Origin of the sequence: Spongiactinospora gelatinilytica (assembly GCF_003236385.1) — a bacterium.
Taxonomy (GTDB): Bacteria; Actinomycetota; Actinomycetes; order Streptosporangiales; family Streptosporangiaceae; genus Spongiactinospora; species Spongiactinospora gelatinilytica.
Map to the genome: position 1 here is coordinate 1 of NZ_POUA01000049.1, position 22424 is coordinate 22424.

At 67.0% G+C, this 22424-nt stretch carries 35 protein-coding genes; all 35 read left to right on the forward strand.

All coding sequences use genetic code 11. From position 1 onward, the window contains the following. Positions 1–553 precede the first annotated feature (553 nt). The 35 genes from rpsL (at position 554) to rpsM (ending at position 22412) form a co-directional block, all read left to right on the forward strand. On the forward strand, positions 554–928 hold the full coding sequence (gene rpsL, locus C1I98_RS09165) for a 30S ribosomal protein S12 (RefSeq protein WP_111166648.1): 375 nt from the start codon (positions 554–556) through the stop codon (positions 926–928). 1 nt (position 929) lies between these two features. Beyond that, a complete protein-coding gene (gene rpsG / locus C1I98_RS09170) occupies positions 930–1400 on the forward strand; it encodes a 30S ribosomal protein S7 (RefSeq protein ID WP_111166649.1) in 471 nt (156 codons plus the stop codon). A gap of 75 nt (positions 1401–1475) precedes the next feature. After that, the gene (gene fusA, locus C1I98_RS09175; protein ID WP_111166650.1) at positions 1476–3575 is read left to right on the forward strand and encodes an elongation factor G; all 2100 of its coding nucleotides are present in this window, start codon (positions 1476–1478) and stop codon (positions 3573–3575) included. 62 nt (positions 3576–3637) lie between these two features. Then, positions 3638–4831 (forward strand): elongation factor Tu, encoded by a 1194-nt coding sequence (gene tuf, locus C1I98_RS09180; RefSeq protein ID WP_111166651.1) that lies wholly within the window; start codon positions 3638–3640, stop codon positions 4829–4831. Positions 4832–5067: 236 nt separating this feature from the next. Beyond that, positions 5068–5376, forward strand: coding sequence for a 30S ribosomal protein S10 (rpsJ, locus tag C1I98_RS09185; protein ID WP_111166652.1), 309 nt, complete (start codon positions 5068–5070; stop codon positions 5374–5376). A 14-nt stretch (positions 5377–5390) separates the two neighbouring features. Continuing rightward, positions 5391–6044 (forward strand): 50S ribosomal protein L3, encoded by a 654-nt coding sequence (gene rplC / locus C1I98_RS09190; RefSeq protein WP_111166653.1) that lies wholly within the window; start codon positions 5391–5393, stop codon positions 6042–6044. After that, positions 6041–6688 carry a 50S ribosomal protein L4 gene (gene rplD, locus C1I98_RS09195; RefSeq protein WP_111166654.1) on the forward strand — a complete coding sequence of 216 codons (648 nt, stop codon included), beginning with the start codon at positions 6041–6043 and terminating at the stop codon, positions 6686–6688. Before rplC ends, rplD begins: the two co-directional genes overlap by 4 nt. Then, positions 6688–7011, forward strand: a complete 324-nt coding sequence (gene rplW, locus C1I98_RS09200) for a 50S ribosomal protein L23 (protein WP_111166655.1) — start codon at positions 6688–6690, stop codon at positions 7009–7011. The genes rplD and rplW overlap by 1 nt, the downstream gene beginning before the upstream one ends. Before the next feature lie 52 nt (positions 7012–7063). Continuing rightward, positions 7064–7900: a 50S ribosomal protein L2 gene (gene rplB / locus C1I98_RS09205; protein WP_111166656.1), complete on the forward strand. Its 837-nt coding sequence runs from the start codon at positions 7064–7066 to the stop codon at positions 7898–7900. An 11-nt stretch (positions 7901–7911) separates the two neighbouring features. Beyond that, entirely contained in the window at positions 7912–8190 is a 279-nt protein-coding gene (rpsS, locus tag C1I98_RS09210; protein WP_101783544.1) for a 30S ribosomal protein S19, read from the forward strand. A 26-nt stretch (positions 8191–8216) separates the two neighbouring features. Continuing rightward, entirely contained in the window at positions 8217–8585 is a 369-nt protein-coding gene (gene rplV / locus C1I98_RS09215) for a 50S ribosomal protein L22 (protein WP_111166657.1), read from the forward strand. Beyond that, a complete protein-coding gene (gene rpsC / locus C1I98_RS09220) occupies positions 8585–9430 on the forward strand; it encodes a 30S ribosomal protein S3 (protein ID WP_111166658.1) in 846 nt (281 codons plus the stop codon). The genes rplV and rpsC overlap by 1 nt, the downstream gene beginning before the upstream one ends. Positions 9431–9432: 2 nt before the next feature. Beyond that, positions 9433–9852 (forward strand): 50S ribosomal protein L16, encoded by a 420-nt coding sequence (gene rplP, locus C1I98_RS09225; RefSeq protein ID WP_111166659.1) that lies wholly within the window; start codon positions 9433–9435, stop codon positions 9850–9852. Further along, positions 9852–10097, forward strand: coding sequence for a 50S ribosomal protein L29 (gene rpmC / locus C1I98_RS09230; RefSeq protein WP_111166685.1), 246 nt, complete (start codon positions 9852–9854; stop codon positions 10095–10097). Before rplP ends, rpmC begins: the two co-directional genes overlap by 1 nt. Beyond that, positions 10090–10386, forward strand: a complete 297-nt coding sequence (gene rpsQ, locus C1I98_RS09235; RefSeq protein WP_111166660.1) for a 30S ribosomal protein S17 — start codon at positions 10090–10092, stop codon at positions 10384–10386. The genes rpmC and rpsQ overlap by 8 nt, the downstream gene beginning before the upstream one ends. 178 nt (positions 10387–10564) lie before the next feature. Then, positions 10565–10933, forward strand: a complete 369-nt coding sequence (rplN, locus tag C1I98_RS09240) for a 50S ribosomal protein L14 (protein WP_111166661.1) — start codon at positions 10565–10567, stop codon at positions 10931–10933. Positions 10934–10968: 35 nt separating this feature from the next. Next, complete coding sequence (gene rplX, locus C1I98_RS09245) at positions 10969–11268, forward strand: 50S ribosomal protein L24 (RefSeq protein ID WP_199536821.1); 300 nt, start codon at positions 10969–10971, stop codon at positions 11266–11268. Continuing rightward, on the forward strand, positions 11268–11837 hold the full coding sequence (gene rplE / locus C1I98_RS09250) for a 50S ribosomal protein L5 (protein ID WP_111166663.1): 570 nt from the start codon (positions 11268–11270) through the stop codon (positions 11835–11837). The genes rplX and rplE overlap by 1 nt, the downstream gene beginning before the upstream one ends. A gap of 13 nt (positions 11838–11850) precedes the next feature. Next, on the forward strand, positions 11851–12036 hold the full coding sequence (locus tag C1I98_RS09255; RefSeq protein WP_111166664.1) for a type Z 30S ribosomal protein S14: 186 nt from the start codon (positions 11851–11853) through the stop codon (positions 12034–12036). Between the two features lie 117 nt (positions 12037–12153). Then, positions 12154–12552 (forward strand): 30S ribosomal protein S8, encoded by a 399-nt coding sequence (gene rpsH / locus C1I98_RS09260; RefSeq protein WP_111166665.1) that lies wholly within the window; start codon positions 12154–12156, stop codon positions 12550–12552. A 19-nt stretch (positions 12553–12571) separates the two neighbouring features. Beyond that, positions 12572–13114: a 50S ribosomal protein L6 gene (rplF, locus tag C1I98_RS09265; RefSeq protein ID WP_111166666.1), complete on the forward strand. Its 543-nt coding sequence runs from the start codon at positions 12572–12574 to the stop codon at positions 13112–13114. Between the two features lie 2 nt (positions 13115–13116). Then, complete coding sequence (gene rplR, locus C1I98_RS09270) at positions 13117–13500, forward strand: 50S ribosomal protein L18 (protein WP_111166667.1); 384 nt, start codon at positions 13117–13119, stop codon at positions 13498–13500. Between the two features lie 40 nt (positions 13501–13540). Next, positions 13541–14173, forward strand: a complete 633-nt coding sequence (gene rpsE / locus C1I98_RS09275) for a 30S ribosomal protein S5 (RefSeq protein ID WP_111166668.1) — start codon at positions 13541–13543, stop codon at positions 14171–14173. A 2-nt stretch (positions 14174–14175) separates the two neighbouring features. Further along, positions 14176–14358 carry a 50S ribosomal protein L30 gene (gene rpmD, locus C1I98_RS09280; protein ID WP_111166669.1) on the forward strand — a complete coding sequence of 61 codons (183 nt, stop codon included), beginning with the start codon at positions 14176–14178 and terminating at the stop codon, positions 14356–14358. A 2-nt stretch (positions 14359–14360) separates the two neighbouring features. Then, positions 14361–14822, forward strand: coding sequence for a 50S ribosomal protein L15 (rplO, locus tag C1I98_RS09285; RefSeq protein WP_111166670.1), 462 nt, complete (start codon positions 14361–14363; stop codon positions 14820–14822). A gap of 220 nt (positions 14823–15042) precedes the next feature. Further along, a complete protein-coding gene (secY, locus tag C1I98_RS09290; RefSeq protein WP_111166671.1) occupies positions 15043–16350 on the forward strand; it encodes a preprotein translocase subunit SecY in 1308 nt (435 codons plus the stop codon). Next, on the forward strand, positions 16350–17000 hold the full coding sequence (locus C1I98_RS09295) for an adenylate kinase (RefSeq protein WP_111166672.1): 651 nt from the start codon (positions 16350–16352) through the stop codon (positions 16998–17000). Before secY ends, C1I98_RS09295 begins: the two co-directional genes overlap by 1 nt. Positions 17001–17186: 186 nt before the next feature. Next, positions 17187–18047 carry a type I methionyl aminopeptidase gene (gene map, locus C1I98_RS09300; protein ID WP_111166673.1) on the forward strand — a complete coding sequence of 287 codons (861 nt, stop codon included), beginning with the start codon at positions 17187–17189 and terminating at the stop codon, positions 18045–18047. Further along, positions 18028–18462: a DUF1707 domain-containing protein gene (locus tag C1I98_RS09305; RefSeq protein ID WP_233507586.1), complete on the forward strand. Its 435-nt coding sequence runs from the start codon at positions 18028–18030 to the stop codon at positions 18460–18462. The genes map and C1I98_RS09305 overlap by 20 nt, the downstream gene beginning before the upstream one ends. A gap of 241 nt (positions 18463–18703) precedes the next feature. After that, positions 18704–19042 carry a hypothetical protein gene (locus C1I98_RS09310; protein WP_111166675.1) on the forward strand — a complete coding sequence of 113 codons (339 nt, stop codon included), beginning with the start codon at positions 18704–18706 and terminating at the stop codon, positions 19040–19042. 832 nt (positions 19043–19874) lie between these two features. Further along, positions 19875–20177 (forward strand): hypothetical protein, encoded by a 303-nt coding sequence (locus tag C1I98_RS09315; RefSeq protein ID WP_111166676.1) that lies wholly within the window; start codon positions 19875–19877, stop codon positions 20175–20177. Between the two features lie 160 nt (positions 20178–20337). Continuing rightward, positions 20338–20700, forward strand: coding sequence for a YybH family protein (locus C1I98_RS09320; protein ID WP_111166677.1), 363 nt, complete (start codon positions 20338–20340; stop codon positions 20698–20700). A 748-nt stretch (positions 20701–21448) separates the two neighbouring features. Continuing rightward, positions 21449–21670, forward strand: a complete 222-nt coding sequence (gene infA / locus C1I98_RS09325) for a translation initiation factor IF-1 (RefSeq protein WP_093259037.1) — start codon at positions 21449–21451, stop codon at positions 21668–21670. 23 nt (positions 21671–21693) lie between these two features. Then, the gene (gene rpmJ / locus C1I98_RS09330) at positions 21694–21807 is read left to right on the forward strand and encodes a 50S ribosomal protein L36 (RefSeq protein WP_003956441.1); all 114 of its coding nucleotides are present in this window, start codon (positions 21694–21696) and stop codon (positions 21805–21807) included. A 224-nt stretch (positions 21808–22031) separates the two neighbouring features. After that, the gene (gene rpsM / locus C1I98_RS09335; protein ID WP_111166678.1) at positions 22032–22412 is read left to right on the forward strand and encodes a 30S ribosomal protein S13; all 381 of its coding nucleotides are present in this window, start codon (positions 22032–22034) and stop codon (positions 22410–22412) included. Positions 22413–22424 lie beyond the last annotated feature (12 nt).

Genomic DNA, 22424 nt, shown 5'->3' on the forward strand with positions numbered 1-22424 from the left:
GTGGGGGTGGGGGCGGCTGGGTCATATGTGCTCCTGTCGGGATGTACTGTCATTAGGACGTCTTGTTGATCAATCACGTTCACCCGGCCGGACGGCCGCCGGCGACCGTCGCCACTACCATGAAAGCGCGATGAGCAGTGGCGAGCGCCGTTATACTTGGCACAGAGCCCGGAATAGGTGACGCCGCGCCGCACGGCGCGGAGTCGTCCGGGGACCATGGTCAACACGGTGGTCGCTTGGCGCCACGGCCCGTGTGACCGGCCGTTTTGACGTGCTACACGGGCCTGGGTAGGCTATGCGTTCGTGCCCATGGCTACATGGGCTCTCATGCATGCGCTCGGCAAGGCTCCTGTTTCCGGGAGCGCGGGGCCAGGCATGGTCTCTCCCCACAGTCCGGCCTATGGCCGTGCGTGTTGCCCGCGAAAGTGCGCGACACGCCCGAGCGCGGGGGGCGGCGAAGCAAGCAGAACAGCAGGTCAAGACACCGGCAGGGCCTGCGAATGCAGCAATGCATTAACCGAAACACCGGCCAGATTGCACGAACGGAGACGCGGTGCCCACGATTCAGCAGTTGGTCCGCAAGGGCCGCCAGGACAAGGTCAGTAAGACCAAGACCCCGGCCCTCAAGGGAAGCCCGCAGCGGCGGGGCGTTTGCACGCGCGTTTACACGACCACGCCCAAGAAGCCTAATTCCGCCCTGCGGAAGGTGGCTCGTGTCCGGCTCACCAACGGCATCGAGGTGACCGCGTATATCCCGGGTGTCGGCCACAACCTCCAGGAGCACTCGATCGTGCTCGTGCGCGGCGGCCGTGTGAAGGACCTGCCGGGTGTTCGATACAAGATCATCCGCGGCTCGCTGGACACCCAGGGTGTCCGCAACCGCAAGCAGGGCCGCAGCCACTACGGCGCGAAGAGGGAGAAGGGCTGAGATGCCGCGTAAGGGTCCCGCAGGTCGCCGCCAGCTCATGGCCGACCCGGTCTACAGCTCCCCGCTGGTGACCGCTCTCATCAACAAGGTGCTGCTGAGCGGCAAGCGTTCGCTCGCCCAGAGCATCGTCTACAACGCCCTTGAGGGTTGCCGGGAGAAGACCGGCAACGACCCCGTGGTCACCCTCAAGCGGGCGCTCGACAACGTCAAGCCCACTCTTGAGGTGCGCAGCCGCCGGGTCGGTGGCGCCACCTACCAGGTGCCGGTCGAAGTGCGCGCCGCGCGCAGCACCACGCTGGCGCTGCGCTGGCTGGTGCAGTACTCCCGCGCCCGCCGCGAGAAGACCATGACCGAGCGGCTGATGAACGAGCTGCTGGACGCGAGCAACGGCCTCGGAGCCAGCGTCAAGCGGCGCGAGGACACGCACAAGATGGCCGAGTCCAACAAGGCCTTCGCCCACTACCGCTGGTAGTGCCCACAGGCCGGGCACGAGTGTCACCCACTTGAGCCCGGCCCTACGAGACGAGACGACGAGGACGCGAGAGAAGTGGCCGCAACGACCGCTCTTGACCTGGCCAAGGTCCGCAACATTGGGATCATTGCCCATATCGACGCGGGCAAGACCACGACGACCGAGCGCATCCTGTTCTACACCGGTATCAATTACAAGATCGGTGAAGTCCACGATGGCGCCGCCACGATGGACTGGATGGAGCAGGAGCAGGAGCGCGGCATCACGATCACGTCTGCCGCGACGACCTGCGAGTGGGCCGGTCACACCATCAACATCATCGACACCCCGGGGCACGTCGACTTCACCATCGAGGTCGAGCGCAACCTGCGGGTGCTCGACGGCGCCGTCGCCGTGTTCGACGGGGTCGCGGGCGTTGAGCCGCAGTCGGAGACGGTCTGGCGGCAGGCCGACCGCTACAACGTTCCGCGCATCTGTTTCGTGAACAAGATGGACCGCGTCGGTGCGGAGTTCCACCGCTGCGTCGACATGATGGTCAGCCGCCTGGGCGCGATCCCGGCCGTCCTCCAGCTCCCGTGGGGCGTCGAGGCCGGCTTCCGCGGCGTCATCGACCTGGTCCAGATGAAGGGCCTGCTCTGGAGCGAAGAGGCGGCCAAGGGCGAGATGTACGACATCGTCGACATCCCGGCCGACCACGCCGATGCCGCTCGCGAGTGGCGCGACAAGCTGGTCGAGACCATCGCCGAGAACGACGACGAGCTGATGGAGATGTACCTCGAGGCCGTCGAGCCGACCGAGGAGCAGCTGGTCGCGGCCATCCGGCGAGCCACTCTGTCCGGCGGCGTCAACCCGGTCCTCACCGGCACCGCCTTCAAGAACAAGGGCGTGCAGCCGCTTCTCGACGCCATCGTCGCCTACCTCCCCGCCCCGACCGACATCCCGGCCTTCAAGGGCCACGCGGTCGGCAACGAGGAGGAGATCGTCGAGCGGCACGCCGACCCCAAGGAGCCGTTCGCGGCGCTGGCCTTCAAGATCATGAGCGACCCGCACCTGGGCAAGCTCACGTACCTGCGGATCTACTCCGGCGCGCTGGAGTCCGGCTCGCAGGTCATCAACTCCGGCAAGGGCCGCAAAGAGCGGATCGGCAAGATCTACCAGATGCACGCCAACAAGCGTGAGGAGCGGCCCACCGCGACCGCCGGGCAGATCGTCGCCGTCATGGGCCTCAAGGACACCACCACGGGCGACACGCTGTGCGACCCGTCCGACCAGGTGGTCCTGGAGTCGATGACGTTCCCGGCCCCGGTCATCAACGTGGCCATCGAGCCCAAGACCAAGGGCGACCAGGAGAAGCTCAGCACCGCCATCCAGCGGCTGGCCGAGGAGGACCCCTCCTTCCAGGTCCGCAGGGACGAGGAGACCGGTCAGACGGTCATCTGGGGCATGGGCGAGCTGCACCTGGAGATCCTGGTCGACCGGATGCGCCGCGAGTTCAGGGTCGAGGCCAACGTCGGCCGCCCGCAGGTCGCCTACCGCGAGACCATCCGCCGCAAGGTGGAGAAGGTCGAGTACACCCACAAGAAGCAGACCGGTGGTTCCGGCCAGTTCGCGCGGGTGATCATCGACCTGGAGCCGCTGGGCGAGGGCAACGACGGCTACGAGTTCGAGAACAAGGTCACCGGTGGCCGCGTCCCGAGGGAGTACATCCCGTCGGTCGACGCGGGCGCGCAGGAGGCCGCCGAGTTCGGTGTCCTGGCCGGCTACCCGATGGTGGGCGTCAAGGTCACGCTCCAGGACGGGGCGGCGCACGACGTCGACTCCTCCGAAATGGCGTTCAAGATCGCCGGATCGATGGCGTTCAAGGACGCCGCTCGCAAGGCGAACGCAGTGCTCCTCGAACCGCTCATGTCGGTCGAGGTGACGACGCCCGAAGACTACATGGGTGATGTCATCGGTGACCTCAACGGCCGCCGCGGACAGATCCAGGCCATGGACGACCGGGCTGGAGCCAAGGTCATCCAGGCCCTCGTCCCGCTGTCGGAGATGTTCGGTTACGTGGGCGACCTGCGCAGCAGGACCCAGGGCCGGGCGGTCTACAGCATGCAGTTCGACTCCTACGCGGAAGTGCCTCCGGGCATCGCTCAGGAGATCGTCGCGAAGGCTCGGGGCGAGTAGTACTCCCCCTAGCCTGAGTGAGAAGACGAAAGTCAAGTCAGAATCTCTAAGGAGAAAGAGCAGTGGCCAAGGCCAAGTTCGAGCGGACCAAGCCGCACATGAACATCGGCACCATTGGGCACATCGACCACGGCAAGACCACTCTGACCGCGGCGATCACCAAGGTGCTCCACGAGCGCTTCCCTGAGCTCAACAAGGCGACTCCGTTCGACAAGATCGACAAGGCGCCCGAGGAGAAGGCGCGCGGCATCACCATCTCCATCGCGCACGTCGAGTACCAGACCGAGAAGCGGCACTACGCGCACGTCGACTGTCCCGGACACGCCGACTACGTGAAGAACATGATCACCGGTGCCGCTCAGATGGACGGCGCGATCCTCGTGGTCGCCGCCACCGACGGCCCGATGCCGCAGACCAAGGAGCACGTGCTCCTGGCTCGCCAGGTCGGCGTGCCGTACATCGTGGTCGCCCTGAACAAGGCCGACATGGTGGACGACGAGGAGATCCTGGAACTCGTCGAGCTTGAGGTCCGCGAGCTGCTGACCGCTCAGGAGTTCCCCGGCGACGACCTGCCCGTGATCCGCGTCTCCGCGCTGAAGGCGCTGGAGGGCGACGCCAAGTGGGCCGACTCCATCATCGAGCTGATGGACGCCGTGGACGAGAGCGTGCCCGAGCCGCCGCGCGCCATCGACAAGCCGTTCCTGATGCCGATCGAGGACGTCTTCTCGATCACCGGTCGCGGCACCGTCGTCACCGGCCGGATCGAGCGTGGTGTCGTCAAGGTCAACGAGACCGTCGACATCATCGGCATCCAGGAGGAGAAGACCACCACGACCGTCACCAGCATCGAGATGTTCAACAAGATGCTGGACGAGGGTCACGCGGGCGACAACGCGGCGCTCCTGCTCCGCGGCATCAAGCGCGACCAGGTCGAGCGTGGCCAGTGTGTCATCAAGCCGGGCACCACGACCCCGCACACCGAGTTCACCGCCCAGGTCTACATCCTGGCGAAGGACGAGGGCGGGCGGCACACGCCGTTCTTCAACAACTACCGTCCGCAGTTCTACTTCCGGACGACGGACGTGACCGGCGTGGTGCAGCTTCCCGAGGGCACCGAGATGGTCATGCCCGGTGACAACACCGAGATGACCGTCCAGCTCATCCAGCCGATCGCGATGGAGGAAGGCCTCAAGTTCGCGATCCGCGAGGGTGGCCGGACCGTCGGTGCCGGAAACGTCATCAAGATCCTCAAGTAGCACGACCGCGGGGTGGCGGTCGGCCCCCGAATCGGGGCCGACCGCCGCACCACGAGGGGGGCCCGCCACATCGGCGGGCGTCCCTCGGCACGCGGGCCCATGGCCCGTGATCTCGCAGTGGTTTCGACTCGCTCGAAACACCTGCAAGATCACGGATGGGGCCGGCGGGCCACCGAAGGCGGCGCATCGCCGCACGATGCTTTTACAGGACGACAGCGAAGGACACCGAGGCCACTATGGCGGGACAGAAGATCCGCATCCGGCTCAAGGCCTATGACCATGAGGTCATTGACAGCTCGGCCAAGAAGATCGTCGAGACGGTGACACGGACCGGCGCGAAGGTCGCAGGCCCGGTGCCGCTGCCGACCGAGAAGAACGTGTACTGCGTCATCCGCTCGCCGCACAAGTACAAGGACAGCCGCGAGCACTTTGAGATGCGGACGCACAAGCGGCTGATCGACATCTTCGACCCGACCGCGAAGACCGTCGACGCGCTCATGCGACTGGATCTCCCGTCCGGCGTCGACATCTCGATCAAGTACTGAGGGAACGCACTGACATGGCTAAGCAGATCAAGGGCGTCCTGGGCAAGAAGCTCGGCATGACCCAGGTCTTCGACCAGGACAACCGGATGGTTCCGGTGACCGTCGTCGAGGCCGGTCCGTGCGTGGTGACCAGGGTCCGCACCCAGGACAGAGACGGCTACTCCGCCATCCAGCTCGGTTTCGGACAGGTCGACCCGCGCAAGGTCAACAAGCCGCTGGGTGACTACCTGCGCAAGCACGACATCACCCCGCGCCGCTACTTCACCGAGGTCCGTACCGAGGACGCCGAGCAGTACACCGTCGGCCAGGAGATCCTCGCCGATGCCTTCGAGGCGGGCCAGTTCGTCGACGTGACCGGTAAGAGCAAGGGCAAGGGCTTCGCCGGCGTCATGAAGCGACACGGCTTCGGCGGCCTCGGCGCCTCGCACGGCACGCAGCGCAAGCACCGGTCGCCCGGCTCCATCGGCGGGTGCGCCACCCCGGGCCGGGTCTTCAAGGGCCTGCGCATGGCGGGCCGGATGGGCAACGTCCGGACCACCGTGCAGAGCCTGAAGGTCCACGCCGTGGACGTCGAGAAGAACCTCATCCTGATCAAGGGTGCGATCCCCGGCGCCAACGGCAGCCTGGTCCTGGTCCGCACCGCCGTTAAGAAGGGGGCCGCGAAGTGACTTCCGTCGACGTCCTCGACCGCGCCGGCGCCAAGGTCGGCACGGTTGACCTGCCGGAGGACATCTTCGGCGCCAAGGTCAACGTCCCGCTGATCCACCAGGTGGTCGTGGCCCAGCTCGCCGCCCGGCGGCAGGGCACCCACAAGGCGAAGAGCCGCGGCGAGGTCCGTGGCGGCGGCAAGAAGCCGTACCGCCAGAAGGGCACCGGCCGGGCCCGCCAGGGCTCGACCCGCGCGCCGCAGTTCGCCGGCGGCGGTGTCGTGCACGGCCCCGTGCCGCGCGACTACTCCCAGCGCACCCCCAAGAAGATGAAGGCGGCGGCGCTGCGCGGCGCCCTGTCCGACCGCGCGTCGCACGGCCGCGTGCACGTGGTGAGCGGCCTGGTCGAGGGCGAGACGCCGAAGACCAAGGCGGCGCTCACCGCGCTGCGCAAGGTCTCGCAGGCCGGCAAGCTCCTGGTCGTCGTCGAGGAGACCGACCAGCTCACCTGGCTGAGCCTGCGCAACGTGCCCGAGGTCCACCTGCTGGACGCCGGGCAGCTCAACACCTACGACGTGCTCGTCAACGACGACGTGGTCTTCACCCAGAGGGCGTACGACCAGGTCGTGGCACGGCTGAGCCAGAGCGGGCAGGAGGACGCCTGATGGACAAGGTCGACGACCCGCGCGACATCATCATCCAGCCGATCGTCTCTGAGAAGAGCTACGGCCTGATCGATGAGTTCAACAAGTACACGTTCCTGGTGAAGAAGACGGCGAACAAGACCCAGATCAAGATCGCGGTCGAGCAGATCTTCGGCGTCAAGGTCACCGGCGTGAACACCATCAACCGGCAGGGCAAGCGCAAGCGGACCCCGCAGACCAAGCGCAACCAGACGCAGCGCTACGGCAAGCGCCCCGACACGAAGCGGGCGATCGTGAGCCTGGCGGGCGACGACCGGATCGACATCTTCGGTCAGGTCGGCTGAGCGCCGCCACGAACCCGCCATAGCCAGCACCGACAAAGGATGAACGAAAGAGATGGGCATCCGTAAGTACAAGCCGACGACTCCGGGTCGGCGCGGCGCGAGTGTCTCGGACTTCTCCGAGATCACGCGCAGCACCCCCGAGAAGTCGTTGCTTGCCCCCTTGCACAACAAGGGCGGCCGTAACGTCCACGGCAGAGTGACCGCGCGCCACCAGGGCGGCGGACACAAGCGCGCCTACCGGATCATCGACTTCCGGCGCAACGACAAGGACGGCGTGCCGGCGAAGGTCGCGCACATCGAGTACGACCCGAACCGCACCTCGCGCATCGCGCTGCTGCACTACGCCGACGGTGAGAAGCGTTACATCATCGCGCCGGCCGGCCTCAAGCAGGGCGACCGGATCGAGAACGGCCCCACGGCCGACATCAAGCCGGGCAACTGCCTGCCGCTGCGCAACATCCCGACCGGTACCTTCATCCACGCGGTGGAGCTGAAGCCGGGCGGCGGCGCCAAGCTGGGCCGTTCCGCCGGGGTGCAGATCCAGCTCCTGGCCAAGGAGGGGCAGTACGCGACGCTGCGCATGCCGTCCGGTGAGATGCGCATGGTCGACGTCCGCTGCCGGGCCTCGGTGGGCCAGGTCGGCAACGCCGAGCAGGGCAACATCAACCTCGGCAAGGCCGGACGCGCACGCTGGAAGGGCAAGCGCCCCTCGGTCCGTGGTGTGGCCATGAACCCGGTCGACCACCCGCACGGCGGTGGTGAGGGCAAGACCTCGGGCGGTCGCCACCCGGTCAACCCCAAGGGCAAGCCGGAGGGCCGTACCCGCCAGGCCAACAAGTCCAGCGACCGGCTGATCATCCGTCGTCGGAGCAAGCGGAAGAAGCGGTAGGAGCAACCAAGATGCCACGTAGCCTTAAGAAGGGCCCCTTCGTGGACGACCACCTGGCCAAGAAGGTGGACGCTCAGAACGAGAAGGGGACCAAGAACGTCATCAAGACGTGGTCGCGCCGCTCCATGATCGTGCCCGACATGCTCGGCCACACGATCGCCGTGCACGACGGCCGCAAGCACGTCCCGGTGTTCATCACCGAGGCGATGATCGGTCACAAGCTGGGTGAGTTCGCTCCGACGCGGACGTTCCGCAGCCACGTCAAGGAAGACCGGCGTAGCCGGCGGTAGCGCCTTTCAGAAACGAGGAGTAAGCGATGGAAGCCAGGGCTCAGGCGCGGTTCGTCCGTGTCACGCCCCAGAAGGCCCGCCGTGTGGTGGACCTCATTCGCGGGCTGCCCGCTTCGGAGGCGCAGGCCGTACTTCAGTTCGCCCCGCAGGCCGCGAGCGAGCCCGTCTACAAGGTGCTCAGCAGCGCCGTGGCGAACGCCGAGCACAACCTCAAGCTCGACCGCGAGACGCTGGTGGTGAGCCGCGCGTACGTGGACGAGGGGCCGACGCTCAAGCGGTTCCGTCCCCGCGCGCAGGGCCGTGCGTACCGGATCAACAAGCGGACGAGCCACATCACCGTGATCGTCGAGCCCAGGCCGGACGGTCAGGGCAAGCCGAAGGGAAGGACCCGCTAGTGGGCCAGAAGGTTAACCCGCACGGGTTCCGCCTCGGCATCACGACCGACTTCAAGAGCCGGTGGTACGCCGACAAACTGTACAAGTCCTACGTCGCCGAGGACGTGTCGATCCGCCGCATGCTGCAGCGCGGCATGGAGCGGGCCGGCATCTCCAAGGTGGAGATCGAGCGGACCACCGACCGGGTGCAGGTGGACATCCACACCGCCCGGCCGGGCATCGTCATCGGCCGTCGCGGCGCCGAGGCCGACCGCATCCGCGGCGACCTGGAGAAGCTGACCAAGAAGCAGGTCCAGCTCAACATCCTCGAGGTCAAGAACCCCGAGATCGACGCCCAGCTCGTCGCCCAGGGCGTGGCCGAGCAGCTGTCCAGCCGGGTGTCCTTCCGGCGGGCGATGCGCAAGGCCATGCAGTCGGCGATGAAGAGCGGCGCCAAGGGCATCCGGGTGCAGTGCTCGGGCCGTCTCGGCGGCGCTGAGATGTCGCGCTCGGAGTTCTACCGCGAGGGCCGGGTGCCGCTGCACACGCTGCGCGCCGACATCGACTACGGCTTCTACGAGGCCCGCACCACCTTCGGCCGGATCGGCGTGAAGGTGTGGATCTACAAGGGCGAGGCCCCGACCTCCCGCGCCGAGCGCGAGGCCGCGGCCGGCGCCCGCGCCGGGCAGCGCAGGGACCGCTCCGACCGCCCGCAGCGCGGCCGTGGCGGTCGCGGTGGCGGCGGTGGCGGCGGCCGTGAGGGCGGCCCGCGCGGCGGTCGCGGTGGCGGCCCGAAGACCGAATCCAGCGCGCCCGCAGGGGCGCCCGAGTCAGGCCCGGCGGAGCAGCCGGCTGAGGGGAGCTGACCATGCTTGTTCCGCGTAAGGTCAAGCACCGCAAGCAGCACCGACCGGACCGGCACGGCATGGCCAAGGGCGGCACGAAGGTCTCCTTCGGCGAGTACGGCATCCAGGCGCTTGAGCACAGCTACGTGACCAACCGCCAGATCGAGGCCGCTCGTATCGCGATGACCCGGCACATCCGTCGTGGCGGCAAGGTGTGGATCAACATCTTCCCCGACCGGCCGCTGACCAAGAAGCCCGCCGAGACCCGCATGGGTTCCGGTAAGGGCTCGCCGGAGTGGTGGATCGCCAACGTCAAGCCCGGACGCGTGATGTTCGAGCTGTCCGGCGTCGCCGAGCCGGTCGCCAAGGAGGCGCTGCGCCGCGCCATGCACAAGCTGCCGATGAAGTGCCGGTTCGTCAAGCGTGAAGTGGGTGAGGCGTGATGGCACAGGGTGTGACCGCCGCCGAGCTGCGGGACCAGACCAAGGACGAGCTGGTCGCCAAGCTGAAGGAGGCCAAGGAGGAGCTGTTCAACCTCCGCTTCCAGGCGGCGACCGGCCAGTTGGAAAGCCACGGGCGGCTGCGCGCCGTCCGGCGGGAGATCGCCCGTATCTACACCGTGATGCGGGAGCGCGAGCTTGGCATCATCACGGACGTGACGGACGTGAAGGAGCCGAGCGATGGCTGAGGCCACGGAGAGCGACGCCGTGCAGGGCACGACGCGCACGAGGAACTACCGGAAGACCCGCGAGGGCGTGGTCGTCAGCGACAAGATGGACAAGACCGTCGTCGTCGCCGTCGAGGACCGCGTCAAGCACGCCCTTTACGGCAAGGTCATCCGGCGCACCACCAAGTACAAGGCGCACGACGAGGCCAACGAGTGCGGCGTCGGCGACCGGGTCCTGCTCATGGAGACCCGGCCGCTGTCGGCGACCAAGCGCTGGCGCGTCGTCGAGGTCCTGGAGAAGGCCAAGTAGCGATACGCGGCTCCGTGGGGTCACCCCCACGGAGGCGTCCAAGGGCGCGGAGCCGGTCGGCTTCGCGCCGCCCGCGGCTGCGGTGGGGCTCCACTGAGGCCGGGGGAACAAGACAACAGCAGGTTCCGCAAGGCTCGCCCGGTCAGGGCGAGAACCGGCGAGACACACAGGAGTAGACGTGATCCAGCAGGAGTCGCGGCTCAAGGTCGCCGACAACACCGGGGCGAAGGAGATCCTTTGCATCCGGGTGCTCGGTGGCTCGGGCCGGCGCTACGCGGGCATAGGCGACATCATCGTCGCCACGGTGAAGGACGCCCTTCCCGGCGGCGGCGTCAAGAAGGGTGAGGTCGTCCGGGCCGTCGTGGTGCGCACCCGCAAGGAACGGCGCCGCCCGGACGGCTCCTACATCCGCTTCGACGAGAACGCCGCCGTCCTGATCAAGGACAGCGGCGATCCGCGCGGTACGCGCATCTTCGGCCCGGTCGGCCGTGAACTGCGCGACAAGAAGTTCATGCGCATCATTTCGCTCGCCCCGGAGGTGCTGTGATGCCGAAGGCCACCAAGAAGGTGCAGCCGGGCAGGCTGCACGTCAAGAAGGGCGACCTGGTCCAGGTCATCGCGGGCGACGACAAGGGCGCCAAGGGCCGGGTGATCGCCGCCTACCCGCGCAGGCAGCGCGTGGTGGTCGAGGGCGTGAACCTGGTCAAGAAGCACTCCAAGGAGACCCACCAGGGGCCGCGCGGCGCCAAGACCGGTGGAGTGCAGACCATGGAGGCTCCCATCCACGTGAGCAACGTCAAGAAGCTCAAGGATGAGAAGCCGGCCGACGAGAAGAAGCCCGCGAAGAAGGCTGATGCGGCCGACGAATCGGGTGAGGACTGATGACCGCCACGACCGAAGAGCGCACCATTCCGCGCCTCAAGCAGCGCTACCGCGCGGAGATCGCCGGCAAGCTGCGTGAGCAGTTCGAGATCCAGAACGTCATGCAGGTGCCCGGCCTGGTCAAGATCAAGGTCAACATGGGCGTCGGCGAGGCGGCCCGTGACTCCAAGCTGATCGAGGGCGCGGTCCGCGACCTCGCGGCGATCACCGGCCAGAAGCCCGCGGTGGCTCGCGCCCGCAAGTCCATCGCGCAGTTCAAGCTGCGTGAGGGCATGCCGATCGGCGCGCACGTCACGCTGCGCGGCGACCGGATGTGGGAGTTCCTCGACCGGCTGCTGTCCACCGCGCTGCCGCGTATCCGCGACTTCCGCGGCCTGTCGCCCAAGCAGTTCGACGGCAACGGCAACTACACCTTCGGGCTCACCGAGCAGGTCATGTTCCACGAGGTCGACCAGGACAAGGTCGATCGGCAGCGGGGCATGGACATCACCGTCGTGACCACCGCGACCAACGACGAACAGGGCCGGGCGCTGCTGAAGCTCCTCGGATTCCCCTTCAAGGAAGCATAGGAGAGAGCGGATCATGGCCAAGAAGGCGCTGATCGCCAAGGCGGCGCGAAAGCCGAAGTTCAATGTGCGGTCGTACACGCGGTGCTCCCGGTGCGGGCGTCCGCGGGCCGTCTACCGCAAGTTCGGTCTGTGCCGGGTGTGCTTCCGAGAGATGGCGCACCGTGGCGAACTGCCCGGCATCACGAAGTCGAGCTGGTAGCCTCCGGGCGCCGGCCGTACGACAACAGGTAACTCATATTCACCGGGCGCCGAACGCGGCGCCCACGACCACGCCGAAGGTCCCTAGGGGAAACCGCGGCGGGGAGGGCCACCGGCCATGACGATGACCGACCCGATCGCAGACATGCTTACTCGTCTGCGAAACGCGAACTCGGCGTACCACGACACCGTGGCCATGCCGTATTCCAAGATCAAGGCGCACATCGCCGAGATCCTCCAGCAGGAGGGTTACATCCAGGCCTGGAACGTCGAAGACGCCAAGGTCGGAAAGAACCTCGTGGTGGAGCTGAAGTTCGGGCCGACCCGAGAGCGGTCCATCGCCGGACTGCGCCGGGTCTCCAAGCCCGGGCTGCGGGTCTATGCAAAGAAGGGCAACCTGCCACGGGTTCTGGGCGGGCTGGGCATCGCGATCATCTCGACGTCCGGCGGGCTCATGACGGACAAGCAGGCCGGCAAGCGTGGCGTGGGCGGGGAAGTCCTCGCCTACGTCTGGTAACGAGGGGAGGAATCACAGCATGTCGAGAATCGGACGGCTGCCCATCCCCGTTCCGGGCGGTGTCGAGGTCAGCATCGACGGCAGGGCCGTCACCGTCAAGGGGCCCAAGGGCACGCTTTCGCACACGGTGGTCGAGCCCATCACGGTGGCCCGCGACGACGACGGCACTCTCACGGTGTCGCGCCCGAACGACGAGAACAAGGTCCGTGCCCTGCACGGCCTCTCGCGGACGCTGATCGCCAACATGGTCGCCGGGGTCACCCAGGGTTACACCAAGGCGCTGGAGATCGTCGGAGTCGGTTACCGCGTCCAGGCCAAGGGCCCGACGCAGCTAGAGTTCGCGCTCGGCTTCAGCCACCCGGTGATCGTCAACGCGCCGGACGGCGTCACCTTCCGCGTAGAGAAGCCGACTCTGCTGCACGTGGACGGCATCGACAAGCAGAAGGTCGGCGAGGTCGCCGCGAACATCCGCAAGTTGCGCAAGCCCGACCCTTATAAGGGCAAGGGCGTGCGTTACCAGGGCGAACAGATCCGCCGCAAGGTTGGAAAGGCTGGTAAGTAGGCATGGCTCCGAAGGTCGCGTTCGGCAAGCACACGGCCGCCCGCGCGGTCTCGCGGGCCCGCCGGCACCGCCGTGTGCGCAAGAAGGTCGTGGGCACCACCGCTCGGCCGCGCATGGTCGTCAACCGCTCGACGAGGCACATGTTCGTGCAGATCATCGACGACAGCCAGCACCACACGCTGGTGAGCGCGTCCACCTTGGACGCCGCGCTGCGCGAGGTGGAAGGCGACAAGACCGCCAAGGCCAAAAGGGTCGGCGAGCTTCTCGCTGCGCGGGCCAAGGCCGCTGGCATCACCGCGGTCGTCCTCGACCGTGGTGGGAACCGCTACGCGGGGCGTATCGCCGCGCTGGCGGACAGCGCCAGGGAAGGCGGGTTGGACTTCTGATGGTCTCCCGTCCCATGAGCAACGAGAAGAGGAACCACTGATGGCTGCAGCTCCGCGTCGCGGTGGCGGCACCGGTGGCGAGCGGCGGGACCGTCGTGACGATCGCCGGGGTGGCGCCGCCGACAAGGGCGTCTCGTACATCGAGCGCGTCGTGAAGATCAACCGAGTGGCCAAGGTCGTGAAGGGCGGTCGTCGCTTCAGCTTCACCGCCCTGGTCGTCGTCGGTGACGGCAACGGCATGGTCGGCGTCGGGTACGGCAAGGCCAAGGAGGTGCCCGCGGCCATCGCCAAGGGCGTCGAGGAGGCCAAGAAGCACTTCTTCAAGGTGCCGCGTATCCAGGGCACCATCCCGCACACCGTGCAGGGCGAGGACGCCGCGGGCGTCGTCCTCCTGCGCCCGGCCTCGGCCGGTACCGGTGTCATCGCGGGTGGCCCGGTGCGCGCCGTACTGGAGTGCGCCGGCATCCACGACGTGCTGTCCAAGTCGCTCGGCTCGGACAACCCGATCAACATCGTGCACGCCACCGTGGCGGCGCTCAAGGGGCTGTCCCGCCCCGAGGAGATCGCCGCGCGCCGTGGCCTGCCGATCGAGGACGTCGTGCCCAAGGCCATGCTGAAGGCCCGCGCCGAGGGCATGGCCGAGGCGGCCGCGGCCGCGAAGGCGGTGAGCTGACGATGGCGCGCCTGAAGATCAAGCAGGTCAAGTCGAAGATCGGTGGCAGGCAGAACCAGCGCGACTCGCTGCGCTCGCTTGGCCTGAAGCGGATCGGCGACGTCGTCATCAAGGAGGACCGCCCGCAGATCCGCGGGATGATCGCCGTGGTGACGCACCTCGTCGAGGTGGAAGAGGTCGACTAGTCATGTCAGAGTCCGAGAACACTCATCTGCGCATCCACGACCTGCGGCCCGCCAAGGGCGCCAACCGTCCCAAGGTCCGCAAGGGCCGGGGCGAGGGCTCCAAGGGCAAGACCGCCGGCCGGGGTACGAAGGGCAGCAAGGCGCGCAAGACCATGCCGCTCGGCTTCGAGGGCGGCCAGGTGCCGCTGCAGCGCAGGCTGCCGAAGCTGAAGGGCTTTTCCAACGCGCTGTTCAAGACGACCTATCAGGTCGTCAACCTGGACCGGCTCGGCGAACTGTTCCCCGAGGGCGGCGAAGTCACCGTCGAGGGTCTGGTGGCGAAGGGCGCGGTCCGCAAGAATCAGCCCGTGAAGGTCCTGGGGACCGGTGAGATCTCCGTCGCGGTGAACGTTTCCGTACACGCGTTCTCCGCGAGCGCCAAGGAGAAGATCACCGCTGCCGGGGGCTCGACCACCGAGCTGTGACGTACGCGCGAGGCGCGGAGGTTCGTTATGGGCCTCCGCGCCCGTAGTGCGTTAGAGTTCGCTGGGCGGCGGGGAGTTTCCGCCGAGGAAATTCCTTCGGGATTTTCCCCGGGGGGCCCTCGCCTCTGACAATCTCAATGACAGACACTCCATGGACCACCGTGGATCACCCCCGCACCATCGCTGACCGAACCCGCCGTAAAGGCGCGCAGGAGGGACCGTGCTGACCGCGATTACCCGGGCGTTCCGTACACCGGACCTGCGCAAGAAGTTGCTCTTTACCCTGGGCATCATCGCGCTGTTCCGGCTTGGCTCGGTGCTTCCGACCCCCGGCGTCCACGCCGAGAATGTCCGCCGATGCCTGGAACAGGCGCAGGCGGGCGACGCAGGAAACATCTACGGCATGGTGCAGTTGTTCAGCGGCGGCGCGCTGCTGAAACTGTCGGTGTTCGCGCTGGGCATCATGCCCTATATCACCGCGAGCATCATCCTGCAGCTCCTCGTCGTGGTGATCCCTCGCCTCGAAGCCCTCAAGAAGGAGGGCCAGGCGGGCACCAGCAAGATCACACAGTACACGCGTTACCTGACCATCGGTCTCGCGGTACTGCAGTCCACCGCCTTCGTGGCGCTCGCCCGCAGTGGCCAGCTCTTCCAGGGCTGTAGCGAGCCGGTCCTGCTCAACGACGACGTCTTCACCGTGGTGACCATGGTCATCACCATGACGGCCGGTACCGCCGTGATCATGTGGCTGGGCGAGCTGATCACCGACCGCGGCGTCGGCAACGGGATGTCCATCCTGATCTTCACCCAGGTCATCGCGGTCTTCCCGTCCGAGCTGATGAACATCTTCCGCCGCAACGCCTTCACCTTCGCCATCGTGATGGTGGTCGGCATCTTCATGATCGCCGCAGTGGTCTTCGTGGAGCAGGCGCAGCGGCGCATCCCGGTCCAGTACGCCAAGCGCATGGTGGGCCGCAGGATGTACGGCGGGACCTCCACCTACATCCCGCTGAAGGTGAACCAGGCGGGCATCATCCCGGTCATCTTCGCCTCCTCGCTGCTCTACCTCCCGCAGCTCGTCACGACGCTGTTCGCGACTCAGACGCAGCAGAACGTCGTCATCCAGTGGATCTCGCAGCACCTGGTCACCGGTGACACACCGGTCTACATGGCCACGTTCTTCGTGCTGATCATCTTCTTCACTTACTTCTACGTGTCCATCACCTTCAACCCCCCTGAAGTCGCGGACAACATGAAGAAGTACGGTGGGTTCATCCCGGGCATCCGTCCGGGCCGGCCGACGGCTGAGTACCTCAACTATGTGCTCACTCGTCTCACCGCACCCGGTGCGCTCTATCTGGGCCTGATCTCGATGGTCCCGATCGTCGCACTCGCGGTGGCCGGGGCTAGCCAGAACTTCCCGTTCGGAGGGACGAGCATCCTGATCATGGTTGGCGTTGGGCTTGACACCGTGAAGCAGATCGAGAGCCAGCTACAGCAGCGTAACTACGAGGGTTTCCTGAAGTAGTGCGCGTCGTCCTGGTAGGGCCCCCCGGAGCGGGTAAGGGGACGCAGGCCCAGTTCATCGCATCCAACCTGTCCATCCCGAAGATCTCGACAGGTGACATCTTCCGTGCCAACGTTTCCGGCGGCACGGAGCTTGGCAAGCTCGCCAAGACCTACATGGACCGCGGTGACCTAGTCCCCGACGAGGTCACCATCGCGATGGTGCGCGACCGGCTCTCCGAGGACGACGCGCAGGACGGCTTCCTGCTCGACGGCTTCCCTCGAAACGTCCCACAGGCGGAGATCCTCAAGAAGATGCTCGCCGAGTGGAACACCGGTCTCGACATCGTCTTGGAGCTCGTCGTCGATGACGACGAGGTGGTCCGCAGGCTGGCCGGCCGGCGCACCTGCAGCCAGTGCGGGCGCATCTGGCACGTCGAGTTCGACGACAAGCTGGACGACGTGTGCGATGCCTGTGGCGGGCGGCTCTTCCAGCGAGACGACGACCGTGAGGGGACCATCCGGCACCGGCTGGAGGTCTACCAGGAGCAGACCGCACCGCTGATCGCCTTCTACGCCGACGAGCGCATCCTCGCCGGGGTGGACGCGACCGGTCCGGTCGAGGAGATCACCCAGCGCGCGATGGAGCACCTACGTCCCTTCATCGACTAGCCCATGGATCATGTGGTTCACCGACCCGTCCGGATGACGGGCACGCCACTCATCGGCCGGCGCCGTGAGTGGCGTGTTGGCGTTTAGGGCACAATCGGGGGGAATTGGGGACTCCTGATGTCCGTTCTCCCGGGAAGCCGCCGCCGTGGTCGTACCGTCCTCATGACAGCCCCAGGAGGTGTCGCAGTGTTCAGGAAGAACCGGCATGGGATCCAGGTCAAGTCACCCGAGCAACTGGAGAAGATGCGGGCGGCCGGACTGGTCGTCGGGCGGACCCTCCAACTCCTACGCGAATCCGTCGAACCGGGCATGACCCCGATCGACCTCGACGCCATCGCCGAGAAGGCGATCAGGCAGGCCGGCGCGATCCCGTCCTTCAAGGGCTACCAGGGGTTCCCGGCGACGATCTGCGCGTCCGTCAACGACGAGGTGGTGCACGGCATCCCCACCGACGCCCACGTACTGCGCGAGGGCGACATCATCTCCATCGACTGCGGCGCGATCCTGGAGGGCTGGCACGGCGACTCGGCGATCACCGTCCCCGTCGGCGAGGTGGCGCCCGAGCTGACCGAGCTGATGCGGGTGACCGAAGAGGCCATGTGGCGCGGTATAGCCGCGCTGACGGTCGGTCGGCATCTCTCGGACATCGGCTGGGAGATCGAGCGTTACGTTCGCTCTCAGGGCCGTTACGGCATACCTCAGGAGTACGGCGGGCACGGCATCGGCACCGAGATGCACATGGACCCGTGGGTGGCCAACCACGGCAGGCCGGGCAGGGGCCCGAAGTTCGAGGCGGGCATGTGCCTGGCCATCGAGCCGATGGTCAACACGGGCACCGACCGCACCCGCGTACTGGCCGACGACTGGACCGTGGTCACCATGGACGGAAAGCCGTCCGCGCACTTCGAGCACAGCGTTGCGGTGACACATAATGGGCCTTGGGTGCTTACCTCACTGGACGGTGGCAAAGAGCGCCTCAGCGGACTTCTCAGCTCGGGAGTGGATGAAGATGGCGTCAAGCCCGGAGATGAGGGCATCCGACTCTGACCGCGACCGTATAGCCGGGATGCTGCGCGAGCACTACGCCCAGGGGCGGCTGAGCGTGGAGGAGTTCGACGAGCGGCTGGAGCGGCTGTACGCCAGCAAGACGTACGGGGAGTTGCAGGTCATCACCGCCGACCTGCCCGACATCGACATGCGCTCCTACACCGCCGGGCGCGAGCTTGAGAAGCAGGCCAAGCGCGCCGAGAAGCGGGCCCAGAAGGAGAAGGACGGCCTGCGGGGGGCCTGGGCGGGCTGGGCGGCGGTGAGCGGTGTCAACTGGGTCATCTGGCTCATCATCAGCGTGACCGGGGGAGACGGGGTCTATCCATGGCCACTGTGGATCATGGGGCCGTGGGGGGTGATCCTGCTCGTCAACACCGTTTTCGGGCAGGAACGGCGGAAGCGCCTGGAGGGGTAGCCGGCTCGCTGAAACGGTAATAGTGCGCGCTCGGCCGCGAATGTGAATTCCTACCCGGAACGTGGCCGGAAAGCTTCCTAACGTGAGTGTCGCCCGGAAGGTGAAGGGCTCTCGAACACTCACAGGAGGAAGAACGATGGGTAAAACGCGCAATCTTCTGGCGGGCGCGGCGCTGGCCGGGTCGCTCTCGGTTCTCACTGCCGGCATTACGGTCGCTCCGGCGGCCCACGCCAGTGCGGCGGTGACTACGGGATGGGCTGCCAAGCACCACTTCGGGCCGTACTTCTCTCAGGGGCACGAGAGCTTCGCGCGGGAGTCGTACTTCAAGGGGTACTGGTACAAGGCGGGCGGTAAGTACTACTTCGCGGGTGATCTGGTGGATCGACACCGCAATGACAGGGACTACAGCTATGTGTGGTTCAAGTGGTACGACCGGTTCGGCAGGTTCCACAAGAGCTACTACAAGACGTTCGGGCACAAGCACTTCAACCCGTTCGCGTTCAAGCGGGACTTCGACGTGAGGGTGTGCGAGGGCGACACCCCGACCAGCGGCTGCGGCGGCTGGCACGACGTGTTCTGATCTCGGCGCACGGTGATCCCGGGGATCCATGGGGGGTTGACCTGGGGGGACGACATCGAGAGGGCTCACCGGGCTCCGCCTCAAGCCCGAGCCCTCCATGTCTCCTTTAAGCGGGCGCGTCACCCGCGCCACTCCGTCGGGGCCGCGCGTCGCGCCTCGCGCACCGCAGGAGCCGGGCTGCGCTTGGCGTACTCCGAGGGCCTCGCTGGCGCTCGGACGTGCTCCTCTGGCTGCGTACCGCCGCGAGGGCCTCGCTGACGCTTGGGCGCCTTCTTGCGCCGGGCTGGGCTCCGTTCGTCCCGAGCCGCCCCGCCGCCTGTGGGAGCTCCGCGTACAGGTACGGCAGAGCCCGGTACTCGCCGCAGATCCGTGCCCGGTATCGCTCTGGTGTCCGGTGTTCGCGTACCTGGTATCGGTTGAACCGGTTGCTTCCTGGCCATCGCGCCATCTGCCGTCGCCGCCCCACCGCCTCGGGCGGGGCGGGCGCTCGGCGTACTCCGAGGGCCGCCCGCCGTTCGCCCGGCCAGCTCTGTGCGCGTCGGTACCGTCTTTGGCCCGTGTGCGGGGATGTGGGTACGGCGGAGCCCGCTGCTTGCCGCCGGTCTGTGCCTGGTATCGCTCTGGTATCTGGTGTTTCGCGGGTGTCGTGCTCGCTCGCCGTACCTGGCACCTGCCGCCCCCGGGTGGGTCCGCTCGGGGTACGTGGTGACGGCATAGAACGGTCCAGAGGCCATTGACGGGGTGATCGTGAGGATCTAGCCTCTCTGTTAGGAAACTTTCCTAAAAGAAGGTGTATCCTTCTGCAACCCCCCAAGCTCCAGGGAGACTCGATATGAGCCTTCGTCGTCAGCTCGCCACCGTCGCCGGATCAGCCGCTCTCGCCCTGGGGGCCGCCGTCCTCGCCCCCTCGCCCGCCATGGCGGCCCCCACCGGGTGCACCGCCTGGCTCTCCAATGGTCATGCCCACAGCTCCTGCACAGGTGGCACCGGCCAGCACAGCGTCGCCGTCACGCAGTGGCACCCGTACGCCGGGGTGATCCTGGTGACCGGGCCATGGAAGGCCGCGGGTGAGGTCTCCTCGGTCCGGCTCCCGCCGTACGAGACCAGGCGGGTCTTCACGAACGTGCAAGGCTGATCCGGCGAAATTGACGGACTTGGTGGGCACTGGCGCGGGCGGGGCCCGGCCGATCGGGGGGCCCACCAAGTCATCGGCGGGCTCTCGCGGGCATCGGATTGTCAGACCCTTCTGCCACGATCCCGGCAGATGCAGTCTGACAGGAGAAGACCGATGACCGATGACCGACGAGGACCGATCGCACGCGCGGGCCGTGGTGCCCGAAGACCTCAGCCGCTTCGTCGTGGAACGGTTGAACGCCGGCGATGCGGACGGGCTGGTGGCGCTTTATGAGCCCGACGCGGTGCTGGCGTTGCCCGGCGGTGGGGTGGCCACTGGAAGTTCGGAGATCCGGGCGGCGTATGAGCGGATCGTGGCGGAGCGGCCGGTGTTCACGCCCGGGGCGCAACTGCCGACGTTGCGCAGCGGTGACCTGGCGATGACGTCGGTACGGCTGGGCGACGGCGCCGCCACCGTCGAAGTGGCCCGCCGCCAGCCGGACGGCACCTGGCTCTGGGTCCTCGACCAGCCCCGGGTCCCTTAGCGGCGGCCGAAGGCCAGGCCCTCGTGCTCTGAGGACGCCGGGCCCGGCCAGACCCCCGCCTGACGTGCCGGTGGACGAGTCCTTGTGATCTGGCGGCGGTCGGTACGGCCGAGCGTCCTGGTCCGGCCGCCCGGATGGCTGATCGGCGATCGCGGTGCCCCGCGCACCCCAAGGGCGGTCAGTGTGGCCAGGGGCTCGGGTTGCCCGGCGCTCGACCTCGGTGGGTCAGTGGGCGAGTGGATTGGCGGGTGGGGGTGGCTTCGTGGTGGTCCAGTGCTATCGGCCCGATTCGCAGGACAACGAGGGTACTCAGACGCACACTTTGCCGATGATCGCATTTGGCGGGGAAGAGTGCGGGTAATGGATCTTTCGTGAGGGTCCGTGTCCGCCCGCCCGAGTATCGGCGGTGCTGGGGCGGGCGGACACGGACTCCCGCAAGAGGGCACGGCCTCTCGCAAGGGGACACGGACTCCCACAAGGGGGACACGGATCCCACAGGTGGACACGGCCTCTCGCGGGTGCGCCGGAGGCGGGCCGTGTTGGGGTATCCTTTGCTGTGGTGGTGTGCTGGCACCGGTCCCGCGTGCGTTTCGCGTTTTCCGCGGCGGTGGCGTACACTTCTTTGTCGGTTCACTTACTGACCATGGCGTCATGGCGGCCTTCGGGCGCCGCCCTCTCATTGTGCGCGTGGTCGCGGCTGCGAAGTGATCCGATGCCTCAGATGACCGATCAGTGAAACGCGAGGGACATGCCCAAAAAAGACGGCGCCATCGAGATCGAGGGCACTGTGGTCGAGTCGCTCCCGAACGCCATGTTCCGGGTGGAGCTCGACAACGGGCACAAGGTCCTGGCCCACATCAGCGGGAGGATGCGGATGCACTACATCCGGATCCTGCCCGACGACCGGGTTGTCGTCGAACTGAGCCCCTACGACCTGAGTCGTGGGCGGATCGTCTACCGATACAAATAAGCGTCTGAGGAACGACAGGGACGATGAAGGTCAAGCCGAGCGTCAAGAAGATCTGCGACAAGTGCAAGGTGATCCGCCGGCACGGTCGCGTCATGGTGATCTGCGACAACCTGCGCCACAAGCAGCGCCAGGGCTAGTCGCGAAAAGGCTTCTCCGAGTCCGCTCCAGTAGCGGGCTCGACGCATGAGGAGCCGACAACTCAACGCAGCGTCTCACACTCGCGCAGGCGGTGGCGGCCGGACAGGCCGCGGGCCGTACCACGCGGGAGACCCCCGGTCGGAGGCCGGGGCCCTCACCCCGGGCATGGGGAGGGGTGGTGCGGCGCAAGACCTCCGCCAGAACGACAAGGAGATGCCCGACCATGGCTCGCCTGGTTGGCGTCGACCTCCCCCGCGACAAGCGGATTGAGGTCGCACTCACCTACATTTACGGCATCGGCCGTACCCGCGCGCTGGAGACCCTCAAGGCCACCGGCGTCAGCGGCGACCTGCGCGTGCACCAGCTCACCGACGACGAGCTGCTTCCGCTGCGCGACTACATCGAGGTTAACTTCAAGATCGAAGGTGACCTCCGCCGCGAGGTGCAGGCCGACATTCGCCGCAAGATCGAGATCGGCTGCTACCAGGGCATCCGGCACCGCCGCGGGCTTCCTGTGCACGGTCAGCGCACGCAGACCAACGCACGCACCCGCAAGGGCAAGAAGAAGACCGTGGCCGGCAAGAAGAAGCCTGGCAAGAAGTAGTCCGCGCAGCAG